Origin of the sequence: Bacillus sp. AFS055030 (assembly GCF_002574545.1) — a bacterium.
Lineage (GTDB): Bacteria > Bacillota > Bacilli > Bacillales > Bacillaceae_G > Gottfriedia.
Genome location: NZ_NUGT01000031.1, coordinates 59,796 through 82,884, shown reverse-complemented (window position 1 = coordinate 82,884; position 23,089 = coordinate 59,796). Strand labels below are relative to the sequence as shown.

The window sequence follows — 23,089 nt, the reverse complement described above, 5'->3', positions numbered from 1 at the left end:
ATCTCAAAATGTAATTAGAAAAGTGACTCTAATTCAGTAACTAATGAACCGACATATTCAACAGCTTCTTTTATTGGTGCACTTGTTGTTAAATCAACACCAGCCATTTTTAATAGGTCAACTGGTTTTTTTGATCCACCTGTTTTTAATACTTCAATCCATGCATCAATAACAGGCTGACCCTCTTTTGCAATTCTTCGTGAAATAGCAGTAGATGCAGTTAATCCAGCAGAATAAGTATATGGATAAAGACCCATATAATAGTGCGGCTGGCGCATCCAAGTTAAACTTGCACCTTCATCTAGTTCAACAGAATCACCCCAAAATTCTTTTAAAACATTCCCTTTAACTTCACAGAATGATGTCGCTGTAAGAGGCGTACCTTTTTCGGCAAGTTCATATACTCTTCTTTGGAACTCACCTTCAAGTAAATGAGTTACAAAATTATGATAATAAGTACCTAATAATTGAAGGATGACCCAGCGCTTCATTTTTGGATCATTCGTTTGTTTTAATAAATATTGGCCTAATAACATTTCGTTAAATGTTGATGGAGCTTCTACGAAATACATAGATGGGCGAGTATTTACAACTCGTTGATATTTATTTGCATAATAAAAATGACCAGCATGTCCAAGCTCATGAGCAAGTACAAATGCATTTCTCATAGTATCTTGCCAACTAATTAAAATATAAGGATGCACACCGTACGGACTAGAGCAAAATGCACCTGTTGATTTACCGATATTATCGGAATAATCAATCCAGCGCTCATCAAACGCTTTTTCCATAATGGAAACATAATCAGGTCCCATAATTTCTAGTGATTTTAAAATCGTTTCTTTTGCTTCTTCATAAGTAGTGCTTGGGTTAAAATCTGGATCTAGAGGAGCTTTTAAGTCATAGAAATGAATCGTATCAAGTCCAAGTTGCTTTTTCTTTAAGTTAGCTAGTCTACGCATATGTGGAGCGAGTTCCTTAAAGATGATATTTAATTGATTATGATACATGTCTAAAGATACTTTATGATCTTCAAGTAGCATTTGTGTAACAGAATCATAATTCCTTAATTTACTTAAAGCAACTTCCTTTTTAACTTGTGTGGCATATATCGAAGCATATGTATTTTTGTATTGAGTAAGTGTTTTTGTAAAAGATTCATACGCTTGTTTACGTACTGTTCGATTTGGTGAGAATTCATATAAGTTTTCAAACATGGCAAAGGAATTTTCTAATTCTTTTCCATTTTCATCTTCAAAGGAATCGAATTTTAAATCAGCGGCCTTACTTGTTTGGTAAATTCGATATGGGGCAGAGGTAACTTCACCAAGTGCAGCTAAAACCTCTTCAGTTTCAGGGAGTAATCGATGTTTTTTAGATGCAATAATTTCTTCTAATAATAATTTAAAAACCTCAATTTCATTTTCTTCCTTAATAAAGACTTCTAACATTTCATTATTTAAATGTAAAAGCTCTGACTGAATAAATGTTAAAGTAGTATTTACTTTTGTACTTAAGCTTGAAAATTGTAGACTATCAGATTGATTTTGAGAATCTGAACCATCTCCAGACTGACGCAAGCTTACATATGTACCACAACGAATTAATTGAAGCATAATCGATTCATAAGTTAATAATGCTTTTTTTAAAGATTCCGCAGACTTAAGAACAGAACCTTTCAACGATTTCGCCTCTACTAAATCATTTTCAATAAGTTCTAAAGCAAGTAGCCACTCTGCACGAGTCGGATATAGGTCCTCTAATTTCCACGTCATTTCTGTTGGAACTTCAGCACGTGTTAAACGTTTTACTAACATTTTTTCCATCAAATTGCCTCCTTTAGTAGTAGTTGGTACGAGTCTATTATACTGTATAAAAACAGTTTAATGGTGAAATTATTCGATAAAATTGAAAATTTTAACAATTAAACTGCACAATCCGTCATTATTTTGATAAAATTAATTGAATTTGGTTAAAAATTTCAATATTTAGAATTAATTTTATTCCATAGAAAGGAGTTTTTTTAGAGCGAATGAAAAAACTTAAAATGGTCTGTTTACTAACTTTGACAACTGTTGCACTATCAGCATGTACAATTAAAAAACCTCCTCAAAATTTAGCTATTAAAGGACAAGGTACTTTTGATTTAAAAACGATTGGGATTAAAATCGAATCATCACTTCCTAAAAATGCTAAATTTAATATTCTGTTTAAAGATGATGATACAAAGAAAGTAATCTACGAAACTACTATAAAAACGGATGAAAATGGCACTGCAAATAAGAAGATTTTATTAGACTCAAAAAATAAAAACTTAACTGGCTTCTTATTATTTAAGCCTGAAGAACAACCAAAAAAGATTCAAGAAAAATTTGGGAAATACGGAGAAAATATTAGACCCACTACAGAAGGTTATAGAGTAGGGAAAAAGAATAACAAAAAATATATGTATATTAAACAATACGGGACATTTTGGAAATTCGGTAAATTAAGTGATGGAGGATTTTTAGTATTTAGTAAAGACAAGATCAAGCAAGAAAAGGAGGGGAAGTAATACACAATAAGACTTAATAAGATTGTGTATAAATCATGATCCAAACAAGTAGAATTATATCTAAATATCTTTTTCAGTTTTGTTTAACTGTATTCGGAATTGGTTTAATTACAGCTACTTCTTTTACTCTATTTTTACCAAAAGGAGAGCGACTGGCTGAGTTTTGGAATCAATTACAAATCTTTTTTTGGAGTTTTTTTTACTTCGATAACTTAGAAGTTTACTTAAAAGAATTTCAATATGTTCCTTTTTCTTCTGTATTTTTAGAGCCATATATTTATACTTTTACGATTCTCTTTTCATCATTTTTACTCTCAATTTTCGTCGCTTTATTAATTTCTTATCTAGTATATATAGGCCCAAATTCATTTAGAAAAGGGATGAATAGTATCCTATTTTTCTTGCAATCTATACCAGATGTAGTAATGATTTGTGCTTTTCAAATTTTCTTTTTATGGATTTTTAATAAAACCGGCGTTAAAATAGTTGATCCAATCAGTGGCTTTGAATCCAAAGCTTACGTATTACCGATCTTCCTTGTATCGATTATTCCAACGATTCAACTTTTCCAAATGTTATTTCTAGCAATACAGGAAGAAAAGATTAGAGAATATGTTGAGTACGCAAAAGCAAAGGGTCTTTCTAATTCTTGGATTATGATCCGTCATATATTGCGGAATGTTACGATTACTTTATTAAGTAATACGAAGCTAATATTTTGGATGATGATTTCAAATTTGTTAATAGTAGAAAAGTTCTTTAATATGAAGGGCTATTTTTCATTTTTATTTAATAATAGTAGTTCGCCAGAAATCTTTTTTATGGCGCTAGTTTTACTATTTATACCGTTCTTTTTGCTTGAGATTCTGTTTAAACAGATAGTTAATAGAATGAAAGGTGGACAAGCTGTATGATCAATCTTAAAAAGTATTTGCCGATCATAATTGGAAGCTTTATCATACTTGGCTTAATCACCTTTAGTTTTATTTATACTTACTTTATAAAGGATACAATAAAACCAGCCCCTGCTTTGTTATATAATGCAGAAGGTAAATTGATTGATACATATGGTTATCCTCCAAGTTGGAAATATCTTTTTGGTGTTGACCGATTTGGAAGAGATGTATTTTGGATGGTAATGGATGGTGCTAAATACACTTTATCCATCGCCATAGTTGTCGGATTAATAAGAGTCATATTTGGCGGTTTATTAGGCACATTTTTCGGATTTATGAATCAAAAATTATTAAAAATAATTGAACCAATTTTGAATGCTTTTCGTTTTGTCCCTGCTGTAATCATTATTTTTCCATTTTTTGAGAAATTAAATTACGTTCCAGAAGCTGCAAAAGAAAAAACAATTGCCCTACAAATATCTTTACTAATCATTATTTCGATACCTGTATTGATGAATTCAATCGGTGATGAAGTTAGAGCTTTTTTAAAAAATGATTTCATTACTAGTTCTAGAATCATTGGTGCAAGAAATGGCTGGATCCGTCGTAAACATGTTATACCATATTTACGAAGCCGTATTCTTTTATTATTTGTACAACAAACTATTCAAACTTTATTTTTACTAACCCAATTAGGCGTTTTTAAACTATTTATTGGTGGTGTTAAAGTTCTTTATTTAGATATTGGAGTCGATCGCCCGATGTCAGAAGCTAATGAATGGTCAGCAATGATTGGTGCTAATTACATCGAGTTATCGATTGATTCATGGGTAATCATCGGACCGAGTATAGCTTTTGTTGTATCAATATTTGCTTTTAACCTTATTAAATTGGGCATTGAGCGCTTAATTGAAAATCAAACTGGGCAAAAAAAGAAGCAACTTATAACAAACGAAGGGTCATATCAAGGATTTAATGATTTTGATTTTGTGAAGAAGGAAAAATTAAATGAAGTTAGTAGTATAGTAGATGAAGAGTCTAAATCAAGTGGAAAGCTTCTAACAAGATTATAAAGCAATCGAAAACCTTTGTTCTAAATAGAGAATAAAGGTTTTTATTTTTGGTTTTGGGAAGGTATTCTACTATTTAGGGAATAATTGTATTGAGGTGAATTGATGAAAAGAATATTAATTGTAACATTAATCCTATTATTTACCATCCCAAACGCCGTTTTCAGTGAAAGTATTACAAGTATCGCAAATCCAAAATGTCCTCAAACCGAGAATTTAGTAAAGCCTAATAGTAAAGATAAAAAAGAATTAATAAGTGCTTTGAGTAAAATAATCCCTAAAGTATATGGAACAGATCCTAATTATAATGAATGGCAAATTGAGAAAATTGAACCTGCTTCTAGTTTGACTGGATTTGAGAAAAACTACTATGGTATAGCAGTAACATTTTGTGGTAAAAAAGTGGCTAATTACTCTTGGTTTGTTAGATTAAGATTTCCAAAGCTTTTGCCAGCACAAAGTGCATCTCTTGGAGAAATATATATTGTAAAAGAACTAAAAAAAGGCTGGATTCCTTGGTTTCAATATCATTAATGTTGTATGGGGATTAATGAGTAATGGGTCCTGGTTCTTTTCAACAAAATAAATCATAGAACGCTTCGAGTCATCCAAAAGATTCAAGCGTTTTTCTGTGCCAAAATGATTGAAAAGTTTTACAAGAATTTTTGTTACGAATGGTCTTACAAATCGGCACTAAGAATTTATACAAAATTTATACTTATACTGCTAGAATGTAATAAGAAGGAAAATTCTCACAATTTACGATAAGTATTTATATAAAAGGAGAAAAAGATGGAAAAAGATGGAAAAAGGTACGATCATTGTACTAAACGGTGTTTCAAGTTCAGGAAAATCAACTTTAGCTAAGGAGTTAACTAAGTTACTACCTAACTTTTTTGCTTTTAGCATTGATGATTATGATTTAGTTATAGATAAGATGGAAGAAAGAGGTAGACAGAGGTTAATTCCAATTGAAACAGAATATTTTTATTATAAAAATGTTGCATTGTTTGCAGATCGAGGTGTTAATTTAATTCTTGATCAGATTCTGCATGACCATACAACATTACAAATATTCTATGAAAATCTAAAATCATATCCTATATTACTTGTGGGAGTGCATTGTCAAAAGGATGAGCTTAATCGGAGAGAACAATCAAGAGGCGACCGCAAAATTGGTCTAGCAATCTCTCAGCTCACATTTGTACATAAAAACGAAATTTATGACGTAGAAGTTAACACCTATACAAAAACTATGCATGAATGTGCAAAAGATATTAAAGACAGATTGAATAGTAGTACACCGCTTAATGGTTTTAAAAAATCATATGAAAAATTTCAATTCGTGCAAAGTAAAGATAAATAATTCAAAAAACAATTGCTCATTACGAACTCTAAAGCTGATAAAAAGAGAATGAATTTTATTTTTTGTAAAAAATGATAGGGGAGAACAGCATTTATGGACATAAGAAAACCAAACGATTCGGAGTATAGAATGATCTTATCACTTTCTCCAAAAGCCTTATTCGAGGGTACATTAGGTGAAGTAATACCAACGGATGAAAAAATCAAACAACTTATTGATCCTCTTCTGCAGAAAGGATGTTACTATTTAATAGCAAAAAAAGAGGATATTTTGCTTGGTTGGATTCTTATTGGAACGAGTAAAGACCAATTAACTGAAAAGAAATATGGTTTTATTTACGAATTATATGTTTTAGAAGAATTTAGAGGGAATGGAATTTCAAAACGATTGATCGAATCGGGTATGGAACATCTTAAACAGGATGGATATTCAGAAGTTCGTTTAAATGTATATGCAGGTAATCACGCTATTAAACTATATGAAAAGTTAGGATTCATAAATAGAACCCTTACAATGGGTAGATCAATTTAATGCAGTTGTTGAATTTGCATTCCGTTTTATGAATATTCATAAAATATCAGCGACACATAATATTGATAAACCTGCATGTGGTAAAATTTTGTTAAAAGTAGGGATGAAAAGCGGAGGCATTATTAGGCATATGGTTCGAAAAAATAATCAATATAAGGATTGTGGAATCTATGGGATTCTACAACAGGAGTATTTTGAAAAGAATCCACTAGAACAAACACCAATGATAAACATACTAGATTAAAATATCTTTTCCTTAAAATTTTTATAATCAGATGAAGTAGCATTGGAGCTAAATACTGTTTAATGCTATAAAAAGGAAAAGTATTAATGGTTGTTGAATAGAAACATAGATTGATTATTTAGTTGGTGGAAGAAAGGTGATTGGAATTGGCAAATACAAAATTAATTTTAGTTGAAGGTTTGCCTGGGTCTGGTAAATCGACGACAGCCCAACTGACGAATGATATCCTTAGTGAAATGAATATTAATACTCAGTTGTTTTTAGAGGGGAACAAAGATCACCCCGCTGATTATGATGCTATTTCTTATTTTACAAAAGAGGAATTTAATCATATATTAGACCAGTTTAATGATTTTAAGGAATTACTAATTAAGCATACAGAAGAGCAAGCGAATGGATATTTTCTATCTTCGTATAGAATACGAAAGGGATTGGGAGATTTACTATTGCCAGAACCTCTTGAGAAAAAATTGTGGGATAAAGATGTTTATGAACTTCCACTAGATAAACATATTGAATTAATCACTGAAAAATGGAAAAGTTTTTGTGAAAAAGCTGTAAATAGCGAGGATACTTATATTTTTGAATGCTGTTTCATTCAAAATCCTGTAACAATAGGAATGGTAAAATATGGAGCTTCTGATGAGATTGTAATGAGCTTTGTCAATCGATTAGCTAGCATTATTGAACCATTAAACCCAATTCTTATTTACGTAGAACAAAAAGATATCCAAAAGTCATTTAAAAAGGCTATTCAAGAAAGATCAAAAGAGTGGTTCACTAGTTTTTTAGATTATTACAATAACCAAGTCTATGGAAAATTTCATGGAGTCAATGGGTTGGAAGGAACATTAACTGTTCTAGAATCAAGAAGGCAATTGGAATCTAAAATTTTTGACATAATCAAAATGAAAAAGTTCAAAGTCGATAATTCTGAGTTTGACTTTGATTCTCACAAAAAAAATATCTTACATAAATTGAAATTATAGTACAGATGTTCTATATTTGGCTTTTTAGTTCACCAATACCACAAGTTAAATTGAATAAATAAAAAGATTTATTTATTAGTATAGAAAGGGGAATTATTTTGCAGTCTAAGGAAATTTACTTGCCACCCAAACATATCATTTCAGCTGCGACAGTTGTAATGAATGAACAAAATCAAATTTTATTAATTAAAGGTCCACGTCGAGGTTGGGAAATGCCAGGTGGGCAAGTTGAAGAAGGAGAATCCTTGAAGGAAGCTGCAATTAGGGAAACAAAAGAAGAAAGTGGAATTGATATCGAAGTTTTGAAATTTTGTGGAGTATTTCAAAATGTCGCTGCTTCTATTTGTAACACTTTATTTTTAGCTAAACCAATTGGGGGAAAGTTGACAACTTCTTCAGAAAGTATAGAAGTGGGCTATTTTCCTATTGAGGAAGCTTTATTGATGGTAACTTGGAACAATTTCAAGCAGCGAATTGAATATTGTTTGAATGAAGAAAAACATCCCTTTTATATAGAGTTTTAATATCCTTGAATACAATGATTTAGTTTATAGAACTTTCTCTTAATTTTTGGGTTTCCAATAGTATTTAATCAATTTTTTTAAGCAAATAATAAATAACTTCGTGCGTCATTCGTCCGAATATTTTTTTATAAATGTATAAACTGAATCAGCAAGAGTTTTTTTGCGTTCTTTAAGATAATTAAAAAGGGCTTCTTTTTCTTCGTGTGTAACATTCCAGTCTACAGGGATATTTTGGATCACTTCTACGATTGAATCTTCTTTTAATGCCTGTATTTTTTCAATATAAGACGCTATGTTTAAGTCATTTAATATGTCGACCGTCCAAATATGAACGACTGAATCCTTTTTAAACTTTTTGGATTTTTGTAGCTTTTCTTTATTCCATTTGTATCCTCCTGGAAAACATTTTCCATGATCAATCATAAAAATATCAATTTTTCCATCTGGTTGTCGTTTTAATAGAATATTACTTTTAGTACGGTCTGAACCATGCACCCAATAATCGAAAACAAGAATTCCAGCCAGTACATCAGGATTATTTATCTCGTTTATCGTCGGATGAGGAGGTTTTTTCGCAAGGCCAGTACAGTTTTCAATAAAAAGACTAGCAAACTGGCTACCAGGCTGATATTGAGAAGAAAATTTCTTTGGTATTTGTTGAATTTCCTTTTCAGACATATTTACAATTTCAAATGGTACAATAGGCAAATTAAGCAGTTGACCTAATTTACCGACAACATATTCGTTAACAAGCTCCCTTGTTCCATGGAAATTATTTTTACATTTAACTGCATAACGTTTACCATTACTAAACAAAAATAAATGTGCAGCTTTACCTTGCAATGTTTCTAAATAACTTATTGGTACGTTCAATGTTTTAACTAAGTCCTCCTTTTAATTTAGTACGTATTAATATATTCCATTGAAAAGAAAGGTATTGGACAAAAGAATTAATAAACAATGTTTTCAATGAGCATGATCATTGTCGGTTTATTTTCCTTATTGTAAGAAAACAATTTTGAATCTAAATATAGAATAGAGGACTTTATTACTAATTAGGAGTTGAGAAAATGAATATTTTAATTAGAGAACTACCTGAATATGAAGTTGCGTATATTAGGCGCGTTGGATCATATTTTGATGAAAATGGAAAACATTGGGAGAAGCTGTTAAATTGGGCAATAAATAATGGACTGTTTCCACCTCATCAATCATTCATTGGAATTTCTTTAGATAATCCAGAATTGGTAGAAAGTCATAATTGTCGTCATGATGCCTGTGTTACTATTCCTGAAGGTTTTGATAAGGAGCAACATGAAAATATGCAATTTAGAAAATTAGATGGTGGGCTGTATGTTTTGTATCAATATTATGATTCTCCTAGTTTGTTAAATAGCGCTTATCAATATATGTACGAACAATGGTTACCCAATAGTGATTTTGAACCTGATTATGATCGTTATAATCTAGAATTTAATATGAATAATCCTGCCGAAGATCCAGATGGAAAAGCTAAAGTTCATTTATATGTACCAGTTAAAAAGCGGACTTAAAAAAGTTTTTTTAGAATATTACTAGATAAAATTAGTAAAAAATTAAAATGATTTTCTATTAACCTAAACATCTTCTTTCATATATAAGGTAACTATTGTTATTTCTTGGAAATAAGAATATAATGAAACAGAATATAAATAAAAATTATATCCTTTGTGAAAGGGTGTTACACTATGAATTTCACTATTTACTTTGGAAATCATGAAGACAAAGAAGTATATACAATGGATTGTTATGTAGAAATAGAGGAAGAAACGGTTTCTTAAGCTGCCAATCTTAATATGAATTATTGTAAGGATACGAAAAATTTTCGTATCCTTTTTTCATTTTTGAGATTTACATTTTAAAATTTATTGTGTATGATTAAAATATAAAAGGCGAACTAGTGTTCTGTACATAGATATTAGAAGGAAAGGAACTTGCATGATGAAAAGAAATGGAGTAACTAAAAGGAAGTCAAAAACACCTATTATATCCAATACAGGTTTTATCGGAGCAAGTTTTATTGATCTGGAAGAGTTACAAGAAAATCAATATTATTTCACAAGGAAGCATCCTTTAATTATACATGAGGTATTAAATGGTTTATTACAAGCTGCATGTGCATTATTTCAGAAACAAAGTATTCCAGCATATATAACATGTGAATATTTACGTGATGAAAAGAAAATTGGCTTAATTTTATCAAAAAAGCCGTTCGAAAAAAAAGAAGGAATTCTTTATTTTATAGAATATCTTCGTGAGATTGGTCACTTAAATAATGATAAAACGATAAGGGCTGAAATTTCAAATACCGGATTTATTGGCGTGATTTTTGTGGATTTATCCTATATTACAAGGTTTACATTTGATGCAGAAATGAAGTTACTTTCTGCTTTCGCAATTCATTTCATGGAACCGTTAAAAGAAATTTATCATCAAAATAAAATTCATTTATATATGTCAGGTGTTGAACTTCAAAAAGAAGATAAGTTAGGGTTTGTCCTTTCTAAGAATCCTTATGATGAGCGAAAAGAAGCGAATTTGTATTTTAAGGAATATTTGAGAGAAAGAGGCTTGTTAAAAAATTATAAAGAGAATGTGTTTATTCAAAGACATCGCGCATAAGTTTTATCATTTAACCTAAACGAAGGATTTTTGTTTTAAAAATACATAGTAAATCTAAGAGGAACTAGTTAATTAGTTTCTCTTTTTTTAAAAGTTCATAATTTGGATAAAGTTACAAACTTACTTTAAACATATGATTGCATAATATAGAAAGGAAATAGAAAAAAAGTTCCGAATACTATATAGTATAGGACTAACCAAAAAGGTGGCTAAAACGATGGCGAATAATGGGAAATATGTAGATTGGTTAAGTGAGATTGTTAAGCGGCATGAAAAAGAAGGTGGATTTGAAGATCTACCTGGATTAGGTAAACCATTACCGAAAGAGCTTTTAAAAGATGATCTATTAACTACTGTTATTAAGAAATCGGGCTATAAACCTGATTGGGTAATACAGCAAAAGAAAATATTTGAAAAACTTGAAACGATTTTGAAGAAGTTAAATTCTAATGAAAATAGTAAAGAAATAGCGAAAATGATCTCGGAAGTGAATGATGAAATTAAGAAGTATAACCTAGGCTGTCCTTTTCCGATGCAGAGAAATTATGTAAATAAGGAAAATCTTGAGAACCAATTGATTTATTGGAAATAAGCTTGTGAAAAAATGAACGATTTTATTAAATCGATGTTTATACTTTTTAGACGGTATAAGCATCTTTTAATTTTGTAGCTTTAAGATTGTATTCGATGAAAAAAACGATCATTGATGTTAATGTAAAATATACATAGTAAGAAAAGTTTTACAAGGGGGATTAGGTATGGGAGCCACTCTTGAAGTAAGGAGATTAGATCGGAATTTTCCATTTTGTTTATTTTCAAATGATGGATTGACGTTAGTTGGTCATCATTGGCATAAACTCGTTGAAATCATTTATGTACAAAAAGGGATCTTAAAGATTGGTGTAAATGATGATTTACTTCAATTAAAAGAAGGAGAATTTTATATCATTAATAGTGGTGATATTCATTATTTTTTATCTTCTCCAAATAGTATGAGATTGGTCGTGCAATTTGATTTTAGTATTTTCGAAGATGTACAGTTCTTGAAAAAAAATAATATGGAACTAATTGAATTGTTTAATTGTATTCAAAAATCTAGTGTTTATTGGAATGTAGAAGTTAAACAGAAAATGATTTCCTATTTAAAAGAGCTTGAAAGAGAGTATATCGATAAAAAAGAAGGCTATGAATTGGCGATTAGAGCTAGATTATATGATCTATTACTTCTTATTTATCGAGAACTACCTCATACAGAAAATCATAAGCTTAAGTACCCTAATAGAAAAGCTAGTCTTTTAAAATTAGAAAAAATATTTCATTTTATAGAAGAGAATTATATGAATGATATTACATTGAATGATGTTGCACATTATATTGGTTTTACGAATTCATATTTTGCAAAGTTTTTTAAAAAATACACTGGTTCTACTTTTTGTCATTTTGTAAATCAATACCGAATAACGAAGGCTCAATGGTATTTATTTAATGAAGATTTACCTATTACAGAAATTGCCTATAATGTTGGTTTCATCAATGTGAAAACGTTTAACAGATTATTTAAAAATGAAGTTGGTTTATCTCCAACACAATATAAAAAAAAGACAATATTTGAGAAGTTTTAGGCAAGGTGTAAGGAAGACTCAATTAGAATATTTCTATAAACTGGAAATGTAAATACTATTTCCGGAGGTTTTCTTAATGAAATTAAAAGTAGGAATTATCGGTTGTGGCGGAATAGCTAATGGTAAACATATGCCAAGTTTAGCAGCATTAGATCAAGTCGAGATGGTAGCTTTTTGTGACATTATTGAAGAACGAGCTGTTAAAGCTAAAGAACTATTTGGGGTTGAGGAAGCAAAGACATATACAGATTACATGGAATTATTAAAAGACAAATCAATTGATGTCATTCACGTTTGTACACCTAATAAATCGCATTCATTTATTACGATTGATTCTTTAGAAGCAGGTAAACATGTTATGTGTGAAAAGCCAATGGCAAAAACTGCAGCAGAAGCAAAAGCGATGGTAGAAGCTTCTAAACGCACAGGAAAAAAATTAACAATTGGCTATCAGAATCGTTTTCGAAACGATTCACAATATTTAAGTGAAGTTTGTAAAAATAATGAATTAGGAGAAATTTATTTCGCAAAAGCACATGCGATTAGAAGAAGAGCGGTACCTACTTGGGGCGTATTTTTAAATGAAGAAGAGCAAGGTGGCGGACCATTAATTGATATTGGTACACATGCTTTAGATTTAACGTTATGGCTAATGGATAATTATAAACCCAAGTTTGTAGTTGGAAACGTTTACCACGAATTATCACATAAAGAAAATGCTGCAAATGCTTTTGGGCCTTGGGATCCTAAGGAATTTAATGTAGAAGACTCTGCATTTGGTTTTATTACAATGGAAAATGGTGCAACTGTTATCCTAGAATCGAGCTGGGCTTTAAATACGCTGGAAGTAGGAGAAGCCCAAACTACACTTTGTGGTACTGAAGGTGGAGCTGATATGAGAGATGGTCTCCGAATAAATGGAGAAGCATATGGGCGACTTTACGATAAAAAAATTGATATCCATACTGGCGGTGTAGCTTTTTATGAAGGTACCACTGATTCTCCTGAAGTACTAGAAGCAAGACAATGGATCGACAGTATTATAAATGATACAGAACCAACCGTTAAACCTGAACAAGCATTAGTTGTAACTCAAATTTTAGAGGCAATCTACGAATCATCAAAATCAAAGAAACCAGTATATTTTAACTAATCGTATAGGAGATGGATCAATGACACTACCAATTGCTCTACAATTATGGAGTGTAAAAGAAGATGTAGAAATCGATTTTTTCGGTACTTTAGAAAAAGTAGCGAAAATGGGTTATGACGGTGTTGAGTTAGCGGGATACTATGGTAAAACTGCTTTGGAAATAAAAACTGCTTTAAACAAACTAGGACTAAAAGTAGCAGGGTCCCATATAAGTGCAGAACAAATTATTCATCATATCGATGACGTAATTGCTTTCGAAAAAGAATTAGGAAACAAATATGTTGTATGCCCTTGGGCTAATTTTACTAGTTTAGAAGAATGGAAAGAATTTGCAGAACATTTACAACAGTCAGGAAAGAAGCTAGCAAAAGAAGGAATATCTTTAGTCTATCATAATCATGCTCATGAATTAGTTACATTTGAAAATGAGTGTATTCTCGATATTTTACTCAACTCGGTTCCAACTAATCTCTTAAAAGCAGAGTTGGATACTTACTGGTTAGAATTTGCTGGTGTAGATCCGGTTGAATTTATGAGTAAGTATAAAGGAAGGACTCCATTAATTCATGTGAAGGATATGGCTCCATCCAAAGAAGAAAGTACAGAAGTAGGCAATGGAATCATGAATATAAGAGGAATTGTACAACAAGCTAAACTAAATTCTGCAGAATGGTTAATTATTGAGCAAGAAGCTTTTACTAAACCTCAATTAGAAAGTGTCGAGATTGGATTGAATAACTTAAAAATGATTCTAGCAAAAGCTTAAGAAACTATTAAACTTGTAAAAAATAAAAGATGGGAGAGTCATATGGTAAAAGTAACGATTTGGAATGAAAATCGACATGAACAAATTAATCCAGATGTAAAAAACATTTATCCTAGCGGAATACACACAACCATTGCTACATTCTTAAATGAAGCAGGGTATGATACTACGACGACTACTTTAGAGCAAGCTGAACACGGATTAACAGATGAAGTGCTAGCAAATACTGATGTATTAATTTGGTGGGGACATATCGCTCATAATGATGTGGAAGATCCAATTGTTGAAAAAGTTTATGAAAAAGTTCTGCAAGGAATGGGGTTAATCGTACTACATTCCGGACATTTTTCGAAGATTTTTAAAAAATTGATGGGGACTAGCTGCGATTTGAAATGGCGAGAAAAAGCGGAAACAGAAAGACTTTGGGTTGTCGATCCGTCTCATCCAATAGTAGATGGTATAGGGGAATATATCGAGATTGACCAAGAAGAAATGTATGGCGAACATTTTGATATTCCAACTCCGGATGAGCTAGTTTTAGTTAGTTGGTTTAAAGGTGGGGAAGTATTTAGAAGTGGTTGTACATTTAAAAGAGGAAATGGAAAAATCTTTTATTTCAGACCAGGTCATGAAACTTATCCAACTTATCATCATAAAGAAGTTCAAAAAATTATCATTAATGCTGTAAATTGGGCGAATAAATCAAAAAGAACTTATCCTTCATATGGATATAAAGATGCTATAGAAGCATTAACGTAAATAGTAGATTGGAGCGAGGAAACAATGAAATTAGGAGTATTCACGGTATTATTTGCGGATCAATCATTTGAAGAAATGCTTGATAAAGTTGCACACTCCGGATTAAAGGCTGTTGAAATAGGTACTGGTTGTTACCCTGGGAACGCTCATTGTCCGTTAGATCGTTTATTAGAAAGTGAGCAACTTAGAAGAGAGTATATTGAAAAAGTTGAAAAACGTGGATTAACAATAAGTGCTTTTAGTTGTCATGGTAATCCATTATCGCCTGATAAAGAGTTTGCGAAAGAATCTCATGATGTTCTTGCTAAAACGATTAAACTCGCTTCTTTATTACGTGTACCTGTAGTAAATTGTTTTTCTGGAACAAGTGGTGATCATGAAGAAGCAAAGTTTCCTAGTTGGCCTGTTACAGCATGGCCAAATGAATATAGAGATGTACTAAATTGGCAATGGGAAGAAAAGCTAATACCATATTGGAAGGAAATGGGGAAATTTGCTGAGGATCATCAAGTAAAAATTGGGTTAGAACTACATGGTGGCTTTTTAGTTCACACTCCATATACATTATTAAAGTTGCGTAAAGAAACTAGTACTGCAATTGGCGCTAACTTGGATCCTAGTCATCTTTGGTGGCAAGGGATTGATCCTGTAGCCGCGATTAAAATACTTGGAAAAGAAAATGCAATTCACCATTTCCATGCAAAGGATACTTATATCGATCAAGATAATGTAAATATGTATGGTTTAACTGATATGCAACCTTATGGAGAAGTTCAAACTAGAGCTTGGACATTCCGATCAGTAGGATGTGGACATAGTTTGAAAGATTGGTCCGATATGATGAGTGCACTACGTACGTTCGGATATGATTATGTTGTTAGTATTGAACACGAGGACCCTATCATGTCAATAGAAGAAGGTTTTTCACGTGCCGTTAAAAACTTACAGTCCGTATTAATAAATGAAGAGCCTTCACAAATGTGGTGGACTTAATAAAGAAAATAGATAACCAATCCAAAAATAAGTTGGTGAAAAAATGGAAAAATTAAAAGTCGCGATAATTGGTTGTGGAAATATTTTTTTAATGCATGCACAACCTGCTTTCATTAGAGAAGATGTCGAATTAGTAGCGGTTTGTGATCGTAAAGAAGAGCGAGCAAAAGAGAAAGCTAAACAATTCAATTGTACTTATTATACAAATTATTTAGAGCTTTTTGAGAAAGAAGATTTGGATGTTATCCATATTTGCTTACCACATTATTTACATGCGCCGGTTGCAATTGAAGCTGCAAAGCGAAAAATACATGTTCTTACTGAAAAGCCAATGTCTATTCATTATTCTGATGCTCAAGAAATGATCGAAACAGCAAAAAATAATGGAGTTACATTAGGTGTCATTTTTCAAAATAGGTATAATCCAGGATCAGTTTTGATTAAAGAAATGTTACAAAATGGTACTTTAGGAAAAATAAAATCTGGAAAACTATCCGTAACATGGGATCGATCTGACGAATACTATTTGACTAGTGATTGGAAAGGGACATGGGAAAAAGAAGGTGGCGGGGTAGTCATTGATCAAGCTATTCATACGATGGATTTAATGCGATGGTTCGTAGATGATGAAATTGAATATGTTGACGCTACAATCAGTAATCGTGCACATGAAATCATTGAAGTTGAGGATTGTGCAGAAGGTGTTATTAAGTATAGAAGTGGTGTAGTTACTGCCTTTCATACAATAAACTATTATTCTTATGATGCACCAGTCACAATTGAGCTACATTGTGAAAATGGGCTAGCTAAAATGGTTGCTGACCGTGGAGTTGTCTCTTTAAAAGATGGAAGGGAGTTTGTTGCTGATAACAATCCAAATGAAACCTTTGATTATGGCAATGGTGCAAAAGGATATTGGGGCGTTAGTCATGTAAAACAGATTAATAATTTTTATGAATCGCTAAATGGCCATTCACCGATACATATTACTGGTGAAGAAGCAATGAAAACTCAAAAAATGATTTGTGCAATCTATGAATCAGGTAAGAAAAAAGAGAGGATTTATTTATAAACTATTTAGATCCCTAATCGTATGATTAAAAGAAAGAGCAAAAGATGTGTACTGTTATGTTCACATTGTTTGCTTTTTTTTATTTTTGAAAGGAATCACGATAGATTAAAATTTTTTAATTTTACTATCTTTTATTTGTTGAAATTGGTTGACCCACCTTATGAAAACGCATATAATTTTAAATATAATCAGGTGAAACGTTTCGATAAACAATTTTAAAGCATATTAAGGGACTAATAATTCGATTATAGGGGAGGAACTAATAATGGATATTGAACAGATGAAGTCGATTATCAGGGAAATGACTTTAGATGAAAAAATATCGCAATTAATGCAGTTATCGGGAAATTTTTATTATGGATTAGCGGGTGAAATTACAGGACCATTTGCAGAGATGGGGATTAGTGATGAGGTTATTAATAATAGTGGATCCGTATTAGGTGTATCCGGTGCAGAAGATGTGATCAAAATTCAAGAAGAGTATTTGAAAAATAATCCACACAAAATTCCTTTAGTTTTTATGGCTGATGTAGTACATGGTTATAAAACGATTTTTCCAATACCTCTGGCGATTGGTTGCTCTTGGGATACAGAATTGGCTGAAAAGAGTGCAGAAGTTGCAGCACGAGAAGCTTCAGTATCAGGTGTTCACGTAACCTTTGCTCCAATGGTGGATTTAGTACGTGATCCAAGATGGGGGCGTGTGTTAGAAACAACAGGTGAAGACCCTTATTTGAATAGTTTATTTGCGAAAGCTTTCGTACGAGGCTTTCAAGGTAATGATTTAACGAATGATACAAAAAGGGTTGCAGCTTGCGTAAAGCATTTTGCAGCATATGGTGCCCCTGAAGGTGGACGTGATTATAACACAGTAAATATGTCTGAACGACAACTTAGAGAATCTTATCTTCCAGCTTATAAAGCAGCATTAGATGAAGGTTGCGAGATGGTTATGACGTCCTTTAATACAATTGATGGTATTCCAGCAACAGGAAATAAATGGTTAATGAGAGATGTCCTTCGGAACGAATGGGGATTTGAAGGTGTTTTAATTTCTGACTGGGGTTCTGTTAAAGAAATGATCCCTCATGGAGTTGCTGAAGATGAAGCACAAGCAGCTTATAAAGCTATTAATGCTGGTGTTGATTTAGAAATGATGACAGCATGTTATGTCCATGAATTAAAAAGTTTAGTAGAGAATGGAGAAGTGAATGAAGCTTTAATTGATGAAGCAGTACTTCGAATCTTAAAGCTAAAATCTAAGCTAGGATTATTTGAAAACCCTTACCGAGGTGCAAACGTAGAGAAAGAAAAAGAGATGATCCTTTGTGAAGAGCATCGAACAATCTCTAGAAAACTAGCAGAAAAATCCTGTGTTTTATTAAAAAATGAAAATGTCCTTCCACTTAAAGCAAATCAAAAAATTGCATTAATTGGTCCATTAGCTCAAAGTGGTGACTTATTGGGTGCTTGGTCTTGGAAAGGTCAAGTAGAAAATACAATGCAATTATTTGATGCAATGAAGTTGAAATCGCCTAATCTTACAGTTTGTAAGGGGAGTGATATAGAAAAAATTACTGCAGAACAACTTGAAGAGGCAATTAATGTTGCAAAAAACTCAGATGTTGTTGTATTAGCAGTTGGTGAGTACGCTTCGATGAGTGGAGAAGCTTGTTGCCGCTCTGATATTCGATTACCAAATGCTCAGTTAGAATTAATATCGCATATTAAAAAATTAAATAAACCAATGGTAATTGTTTTATTTAATGGGCGTCCACTAGATTTATATGGTGTGTTAGATGAAGCGGATGCTGTCTTAGAAGCATGGTTTCCTGGAACTGAAGGAGCTACAGCAGTTTCAAATATTCTTTTCGGAGATGTGAATCCTTCTGGAAAATTGACGATGTCATTCCCATTTTCAGTTGGTCAGATTCCGGTATATTACAATTCATTTAATACAGGACGCCCTTTTAATGAGTTTAGTCCTGATCATTATGTTTCTAAGTATTTGGATATTCCTAATGAACCGCTTTTACCATTTGGTTTTGGTTTAAGTTATACAAACTTTACCTATAGTGATTTAAATTTATCTACTGATGTCATAGAAATGGAGAAACCATTAGAAATTTCAATCAATATTAAGAATACTGGAAATTATACAGGGGAAGAAATTGTGCAACTTTATGTTCGAGATCTTTCTGGGGATGTTGTGCGACCAGTAAAAGAATTAAAAGACTTCAAGAAAGTAAAATTAGATCCAGGTGAAACATGTAAAGTTACGTTTACTTTAAAAGAAGAACAATTACGATACTATCATGCTAATTTAGAATTTAAAAGTGATTCCGGTCTATTTGAGCTGTATGTCGGTACAAATAGTGAAAATGTTTTAACCGAAAAATTTAAACTGATTAAATAAGCTACATAATCAAAATAGGGGAGGATTAGTATGATTAACTTGAAAGTTAAAGATAAATATCTTTTAAAAGCAGGTAATACGACAGTTTCATTTTTAAATAGTGGTGATTTATTTGAAATGAAAAATGGTACCATAATGATTAACCAACTACGTTCAAATCCAATTGATGGTGCAGCTAGTAATCTATATTTACGACTTTATTTACAGGATGGTTTACAAGTTTATCCACTATTAGGCATTCGTTCAAATAGTAAAGTTAAATTTTCAAAAACAGAAGCTGTTTGGGAAGGAAAAGTAGCAAATGTAAAATACAGAGTCACTTTTACATTAACAGACAAATCAATCTGGTTCTGGGATGTAGAAATTCAAGGGTCAGAAATTGAGTTCGATATCATTTATGGTCAGGATGTTGGCCTTGCAAATCAAGGTATGGTCCAATCAAATGAAGCGTATGTAAGTCAATACGTTGGTCATTCTGTATTTAATACTGAAGATAAAGGATATATTGTATGTTCAAGACAAAATCAGCCTCAAGATGGAAAATTTCCATACTTGCAATTAGGTTCTTTATCTAAAGTCAAAGGATTTTCTACAGATGGATATCAATTTTTTGGATTATCTTATAAAGAAACAGATCTACCTGAGGCATTATATAAAGAAACTCTTGCAAATGAAATTTACCAATATGAATTTGCATATATTGCGTTACAATCTGAAAAGATGCTTTTAAATAAAAAAGCTAATATCGTATTTTATGGGTTAACAAAGGAAAATCAAGAATCGGCAATTGCAAAATTAGATTACGAGCAGGAAATCGAAGAAGCTTGGAAACAAATCGAAGGTCAGAGTGAATTAGAAGTGGTTGGTCAATTAACACCGAATCCAAAATTTGGTTCACCACTACAAACCTTATCGATGGAAAAAGAAGAGATTTCTCAATACTTTCCATGCCGCTCTCATGAGGAATATGATGGAGAGACACTATTATCGTTTTTTACAGATACACATGAGCATGTTGTTTTAAAGGAAAAAGAAAGATTAGTTGAAAGATCTCACGGTCATATCATATTAAGCGGTGAAAACTTAGTCATTAATGAAGAAATCATTACGTCAACTTCATATATGTATGGTGTATTTAATGCGCAAGTAGTCGTTGGGAATACATCTATGAATAAAATGATGTCTAATACAAGAAATAGTTTAAATGTCATGAAAACTTCTGGGCAACGCATATATGTTGAAATCGAAGGGACTTATCATCTACTAACAATGCCTTCGATGTATGAACTTGGATTGAATTATGCGCGTTGGTATTATAAAACAGAAAACGAACTCTTTATTGTTACAAACTATACTACTACGGAAATGCCTGAAATTCGTCTTCATGTAAATGCAATGAGCGGCGAAAAGTATCGTTTTATTGTAACAAATCAAATTACAATGAACGGTAATGAATATGAAGTTCCATTTAAAATGAATCAAGATGGACAATTACTATCGTTTTTTGTAGATGAATCTTGTTTTATTGCAAATACATATCCAAATCTTTGCTACCATATGTATCTTGAAGGTGCAAAAATGGTCGTAACTGATGAAAGGGAGTTAATTACAGGCGCAGCTCCATTATCTGCTTCTTTAGTTGTTTTAGATTTGGAGGAAACGAATGAATTTGAAATGACCATTCAAGGGCAAATTAATGGTGGCAAATTTATTAAAACGAATCGAGAACTAGAAGGTGAAATTGTAAAATACCGTAATTTCTACGAAAACTTAATGAATGGGTTTAAACTATCTTTAAATAAACAAATCCCTTCTGAACTAGGAAAATTAAATACACTAACTTGGTGGTATACACATAATATGATGATCCACTATTTAGTCCCACATGGATTAGAACAATATGGCGGTGCTGCTTGGGGAACTAGAGATGTTTGCCAAGGTCCAGTTGAATACTTTATGGCCACTGGTAAATTTGAAATAGTAAAAGAAATCTTACTTACCGTTTTCGCTCATCAATATGAAAACGATGGCAATTGGCCGCAATGGTTTATGTTTGATAAATATTTTAGTATTCAAGCAGGTGAAAGCCACGGCGATATAATTGTTTGGCCATTAAAAGCTTTAAGTGATTATCTTTTAGCAACGAAGGATTTTAGTATTTTAGAAGAAGAAATTTCATTTACCGAACGTGATACATTTAAATTATCGAAAAGAAAATCAAGCTTACTAGATCATGCAAAGAAAGAAATTAAGTATATGAAAGATAATTTTCTACATGATACCTATCTTTCTTCGTATGGAGATGGTGATTGGGATGATACACTTCAACCTGCAAATGCCCAGTTGAAAAAATATATGGTAAGTAGTTGGACCGTTGCACTTACTTACCAGACATTAAAACAATTTTCTTTTGTGTTAAAAGAGTTTAATGAAGTTTTGTCTGACGAAATTAATGTATTAGTAAACGGAATCGAAGCTGATTTTAAAAAGTATATGTTAAAAACGGATATTATCCCTGGGTTTATCTATTTAGAAGATCCAAATTTAGCAGAGATGATGATTCACCCATCTGACCAAAAAACTGGCATCCAATATCGTTTGTTACCGATGACTCGTAGTATGATATCAGAATTATTTACATTAGAGGAAGCGAATCATCATTTTGAGATTATTAAGGAGCATTTACAGCACCCAGATGGTGTGCGACTCATGAATAAGCCTGCTACTTATGCAGGAGGAGTGAGTAAAAACTTTAAGCGAGCAGAACAAGCTTCTAACTTTGGAAGAGAAATCGGTTTACAATATGTTCATGCACATATCCGATTTATCGAAGCGATGGTTAAATTAGGAAAAGAAAATGAAGTATGGCAAGCGCTTTCTGTTATTAATCCGATTAATCTTAAAGAAGCTGTACCAAATGCTGAATACCGTCAAAGTAATACATATTTCAGTAGTTCGGATGGTAAATTTAATAATCGTTATGAAGCACAAGAACATTTTTCTAGTTTAAAAGATGGAACAATATCGGTAAAAGGTGGATGGAGAATATATTCAAGTGGCCCAGGAATTTATCTAAATCAGCTAATTTCAAATAGTTTAGGTATTCGTCGTTTTGATAAAAATTTAGTAATTGACCCAGTCCTGCCAAAAGAATTAGACGGATTGAATTTTGAATTTGCAATTGATAAATATAAAGTAACATTTAATTATCACCTAAAGGATCAAGGTGAAAAGAAAGTATTAGTAAATAATAATGTAGTAGGATTCAAAACAACGGAAAATCGATACCGTGAAGGTGGTTTACTCATTCAATTTAATGAGTTAGCACAACATTTACATGATGGTATGAATCATATTGATATTACGATCTAATAATGAATCCGTTATAGGAAGCAATTTGTAAGCGTAAAAGAGGTCAAATATAGTACAAAAATAGGATAGAAATAGCAGAACAATGGCTGTTTTTCTATCCT

General features: G+C 31.9%; 22 protein-coding genes. 20 read left to right on the top strand and 2 right to left on the bottom strand.

Features of this window, described 5'->3' with window-relative positions; genetic code table 11:
* Positions 1-14 precede the first annotated feature (14 nt).
* On the bottom strand, positions 15-1,826 hold the full coding sequence (pepF, locus tag CN925_RS13145; RefSeq protein ID WP_098846676.1) for an oligoendopeptidase F: 1,812 nt from the start codon (positions 1,824-1,826) through the stop codon (positions 15-17).
* A gap of 206 nt (positions 1,827-2,032) precedes the next feature.
* On the opposite strand from pepF, the gene CN925_RS13140 reads away from it, so the two are divergent.
* From CN925_RS13140 to CN925_RS13100, 9 genes are all read left to right on the top strand, one after another.
* The gene (locus CN925_RS13140; RefSeq protein ID WP_098846675.1) at positions 2,033-2,554 is read left to right on the top strand and encodes a hypothetical protein; all 522 of its coding nucleotides are present in this window, start codon (positions 2,033-2,035) and stop codon (positions 2,552-2,554) included.
* Between the two features lie 35 nt (positions 2,555-2,589).
* Positions 2,590-3,468, top strand: coding sequence for an ABC transporter permease subunit (locus CN925_RS13135; RefSeq protein WP_098846674.1), 879 nt, complete (start codon positions 2,590-2,592; stop codon positions 3,466-3,468).
* Positions 3,465-4,523 (top strand): peptide ABC transporter permease, encoded by a 1,059-nt coding sequence (locus CN925_RS13130; protein ID WP_098846673.1) that lies wholly within the window; start codon positions 3,465-3,467, stop codon positions 4,521-4,523. The genes CN925_RS13135 and CN925_RS13130 overlap by 4 nt, the downstream gene beginning before the upstream one ends.
* Positions 4,524-4,625: 102 nt before the next feature.
* On the top strand, positions 4,626-5,054 hold the full coding sequence (locus tag CN925_RS13125) for a hypothetical protein (protein WP_098846672.1): 429 nt from the start codon (positions 4,626-4,628) through the stop codon (positions 5,052-5,054).
* Positions 5,055-5,322: 268 nt separating this feature from the next.
* Positions 5,323-5,886 (top strand): chloramphenicol phosphotransferase CPT family protein, encoded by a 564-nt coding sequence (locus CN925_RS13120; RefSeq protein ID WP_098846671.1) that lies wholly within the window; start codon positions 5,323-5,325, stop codon positions 5,884-5,886.
* Between the two features lie 93 nt (positions 5,887-5,979).
* On the top strand, positions 5,980-6,417 hold the full coding sequence (locus tag CN925_RS13115; protein WP_098846670.1) for a GNAT family N-acetyltransferase: 438 nt from the start codon (positions 5,980-5,982) through the stop codon (positions 6,415-6,417).
* Positions 6,418-6,445: 28 nt separating this feature from the next.
* Positions 6,446-6,661, top strand: coding sequence for a GNAT family N-acetyltransferase (locus CN925_RS13110; protein WP_180232951.1), 216 nt, complete (start codon positions 6,446-6,448; stop codon positions 6,659-6,661).
* A gap of 146 nt (positions 6,662-6,807) precedes the next feature.
* On the top strand, positions 6,808-7,650 hold the full coding sequence (locus CN925_RS13105; RefSeq protein WP_098846669.1) for a P-loop NTPase family protein: 843 nt from the start codon (positions 6,808-6,810) through the stop codon (positions 7,648-7,650).
* Positions 7,651-7,742: 92 nt separating this feature from the next.
* A complete protein-coding gene (locus CN925_RS13100) occupies positions 7,743-8,174 on the top strand; it encodes an NUDIX hydrolase (RefSeq protein ID WP_098846668.1) in 432 nt (143 codons plus the stop codon).
* A gap of 105 nt (positions 8,175-8,279) precedes the next feature.
* Here CN925_RS13100 and CN925_RS13095 read toward each other — a convergent pair whose 3' ends face one another.
* On the bottom strand, positions 8,280-9,047 hold the full coding sequence (locus CN925_RS13095) for a HipA family kinase (protein WP_098846667.1): 768 nt from the start codon (positions 9,045-9,047) through the stop codon (positions 8,280-8,282).
* Between the two features lie 197 nt (positions 9,048-9,244).
* Here CN925_RS13095 and CN925_RS13090 point away from each other — a divergent pair, with 197 nt between their 5' ends.
* The 11 genes from CN925_RS13090 to CN925_RS13035 all read left to right on the top strand — a co-directional run bounded on the left by CN925_RS13090 (position 9,245) and on the right by CN925_RS13035 (position 22,988).
* Positions 9,245-9,727 carry an AraC family transcriptional regulator gene (locus tag CN925_RS13090; protein WP_098846666.1) on the top strand — a complete coding sequence of 161 codons (483 nt, stop codon included), beginning with the start codon at positions 9,245-9,247 and terminating at the stop codon, positions 9,725-9,727.
* A gap of 424 nt (positions 9,728-10,151) precedes the next feature.
* Positions 10,152-10,835, top strand: a complete 684-nt coding sequence (locus tag CN925_RS13080; protein ID WP_098846664.1) for a hypothetical protein — start codon at positions 10,152-10,154, stop codon at positions 10,833-10,835.
* A gap of 217 nt (positions 10,836-11,052) precedes the next feature.
* Positions 11,053-11,427, top strand: a complete 375-nt coding sequence (locus tag CN925_RS13075; protein ID WP_098846663.1) for a DnaJ family domain-containing protein — start codon at positions 11,053-11,055, stop codon at positions 11,425-11,427.
* A 166-nt stretch (positions 11,428-11,593) separates the two neighbouring features.
* The gene (locus CN925_RS13070) at positions 11,594-12,457 is read left to right on the top strand and encodes an AraC family transcriptional regulator (protein ID WP_098846662.1); all 864 of its coding nucleotides are present in this window, start codon (positions 11,594-11,596) and stop codon (positions 12,455-12,457) included.
* Positions 12,458-12,533: 76 nt separating this feature from the next.
* A complete protein-coding gene (locus tag CN925_RS13065; protein WP_098846661.1) occupies positions 12,534-13,610 on the top strand; it encodes a Gfo/Idh/MocA family protein in 1,077 nt (358 codons plus the stop codon).
* A gap of 19 nt (positions 13,611-13,629) precedes the next feature.
* Positions 13,630-14,376, top strand: a complete 747-nt coding sequence (locus tag CN925_RS13060; RefSeq protein ID WP_098846660.1) for a sugar phosphate isomerase/epimerase family protein — start codon at positions 13,630-13,632, stop codon at positions 14,374-14,376.
* Between the two features lie 42 nt (positions 14,377-14,418).
* Positions 14,419-15,135 carry a ThuA domain-containing protein gene (locus CN925_RS13055; protein WP_098846659.1) on the top strand — a complete coding sequence of 239 codons (717 nt, stop codon included), beginning with the start codon at positions 14,419-14,421 and terminating at the stop codon, positions 15,133-15,135.
* Between the two features lie 24 nt (positions 15,136-15,159).
* Positions 15,160-16,128 carry a sugar phosphate isomerase/epimerase family protein gene (locus tag CN925_RS13050; protein WP_098846658.1) on the top strand — a complete coding sequence of 323 codons (969 nt, stop codon included), beginning with the start codon at positions 15,160-15,162 and terminating at the stop codon, positions 16,126-16,128.
* A gap of 43 nt (positions 16,129-16,171) precedes the next feature.
* A complete protein-coding gene (locus CN925_RS13045; RefSeq protein ID WP_098846657.1) occupies positions 16,172-17,200 on the top strand; it encodes a Gfo/Idh/MocA family protein in 1,029 nt (342 codons plus the stop codon).
* Positions 17,201-17,465: 265 nt separating this feature from the next.
* Positions 17,466-19,616 (top strand): glycoside hydrolase family 3 N-terminal domain-containing protein, encoded by a 2,151-nt coding sequence (locus CN925_RS13040; protein ID WP_098846656.1) that lies wholly within the window; start codon positions 17,466-17,468, stop codon positions 19,614-19,616.
* 30 nt (positions 19,617-19,646) lie between these two features.
* Complete coding sequence (locus CN925_RS13035) at positions 19,647-22,988, top strand: GH36-type glycosyl hydrolase domain-containing protein (RefSeq protein WP_098846655.1); 3,342 nt, start codon at positions 19,647-19,649, stop codon at positions 22,986-22,988.
* The last annotated feature ends 101 nt before the right edge of the window (positions 22,989-23,089 follow it).

Excerpts from the sequence above, each read along its gene's own strand:
- pepF (WP_098846676.1), bottom strand. The coding sequence starts at position 1,826 with ATGGAAAAAATGTTAGTAAAACGTTTAACACGTGCTGAAGTTCCAACA.
- CN925_RS13140 (WP_098846675.1), top strand. The coding sequence starts at position 2,033 with ATGAAAAAACTTAAAATGGTCTGTTTACTAACTTTGACAACTGTTGCA.
- CN925_RS13135 (WP_098846674.1), top strand. The coding sequence starts at position 2,590 with ATGATCCAAACAAGTAGAATTATATCTAAATATCTTTTTCAGTTTTGT.
- CN925_RS13130 (WP_098846673.1), top strand. The coding sequence starts at position 3,465 with ATGATCAATCTTAAAAAGTATTTGCCGATCATAATTGGAAGCTTTATC.
- CN925_RS13125 (WP_098846672.1), top strand. The coding sequence starts at position 4,626 with ATGAAAAGAATATTAATTGTAACATTAATCCTATTATTTACCATCCCA.
- CN925_RS13120 (WP_098846671.1), top strand. The coding sequence starts at position 5,323 with ATGGAAAAAGGTACGATCATTGTACTAAACGGTGTTTCAAGTTCAGGA.
- CN925_RS13115 (WP_098846670.1), top strand. The coding sequence starts at position 5,980 with ATGGACATAAGAAAACCAAACGATTCGGAGTATAGAATGATCTTATCA.
- CN925_RS13110 (WP_180232951.1), top strand. The coding sequence starts at position 6,446 with ATGAATATTCATAAAATATCAGCGACACATAATATTGATAAACCTGCA.
- CN925_RS13090 (WP_098846666.1), top strand. The coding sequence starts at position 9,245 with ATGAATATTTTAATTAGAGAACTACCTGAATATGAAGTTGCGTATATT.
- CN925_RS13080 (WP_098846664.1), top strand. The coding sequence starts at position 10,152 with ATGATGAAAAGAAATGGAGTAACTAAAAGGAAGTCAAAAACACCTATT.
- CN925_RS13075 (WP_098846663.1), top strand. The coding sequence starts at position 11,053 with ATGGCGAATAATGGGAAATATGTAGATTGGTTAAGTGAGATTGTTAAG.
- CN925_RS13070 (WP_098846662.1), top strand. The coding sequence starts at position 11,594 with ATGGGAGCCACTCTTGAAGTAAGGAGATTAGATCGGAATTTTCCATTT.
- CN925_RS13065 (WP_098846661.1), top strand. The coding sequence starts at position 12,534 with ATGAAATTAAAAGTAGGAATTATCGGTTGTGGCGGAATAGCTAATGGT.
- CN925_RS13060 (WP_098846660.1), top strand. The coding sequence starts at position 13,630 with ATGACACTACCAATTGCTCTACAATTATGGAGTGTAAAAGAAGATGTA.
- CN925_RS13055 (WP_098846659.1), top strand. The coding sequence starts at position 14,419 with ATGGTAAAAGTAACGATTTGGAATGAAAATCGACATGAACAAATTAAT.
- CN925_RS13050 (WP_098846658.1), top strand. The coding sequence starts at position 15,160 with ATGAAATTAGGAGTATTCACGGTATTATTTGCGGATCAATCATTTGAA.
- CN925_RS13045 (WP_098846657.1), top strand. The coding sequence starts at position 16,172 with ATGGAAAAATTAAAAGTCGCGATAATTGGTTGTGGAAATATTTTTTTA.
- CN925_RS13040 (WP_098846656.1), top strand. The coding sequence starts at position 17,466 with ATGGATATTGAACAGATGAAGTCGATTATCAGGGAAATGACTTTAGAT.
- CN925_RS13035 (WP_098846655.1), top strand. The coding sequence starts at position 19,647 with ATGATTAACTTGAAAGTTAAAGATAAATATCTTTTAAAAGCAGGTAAT.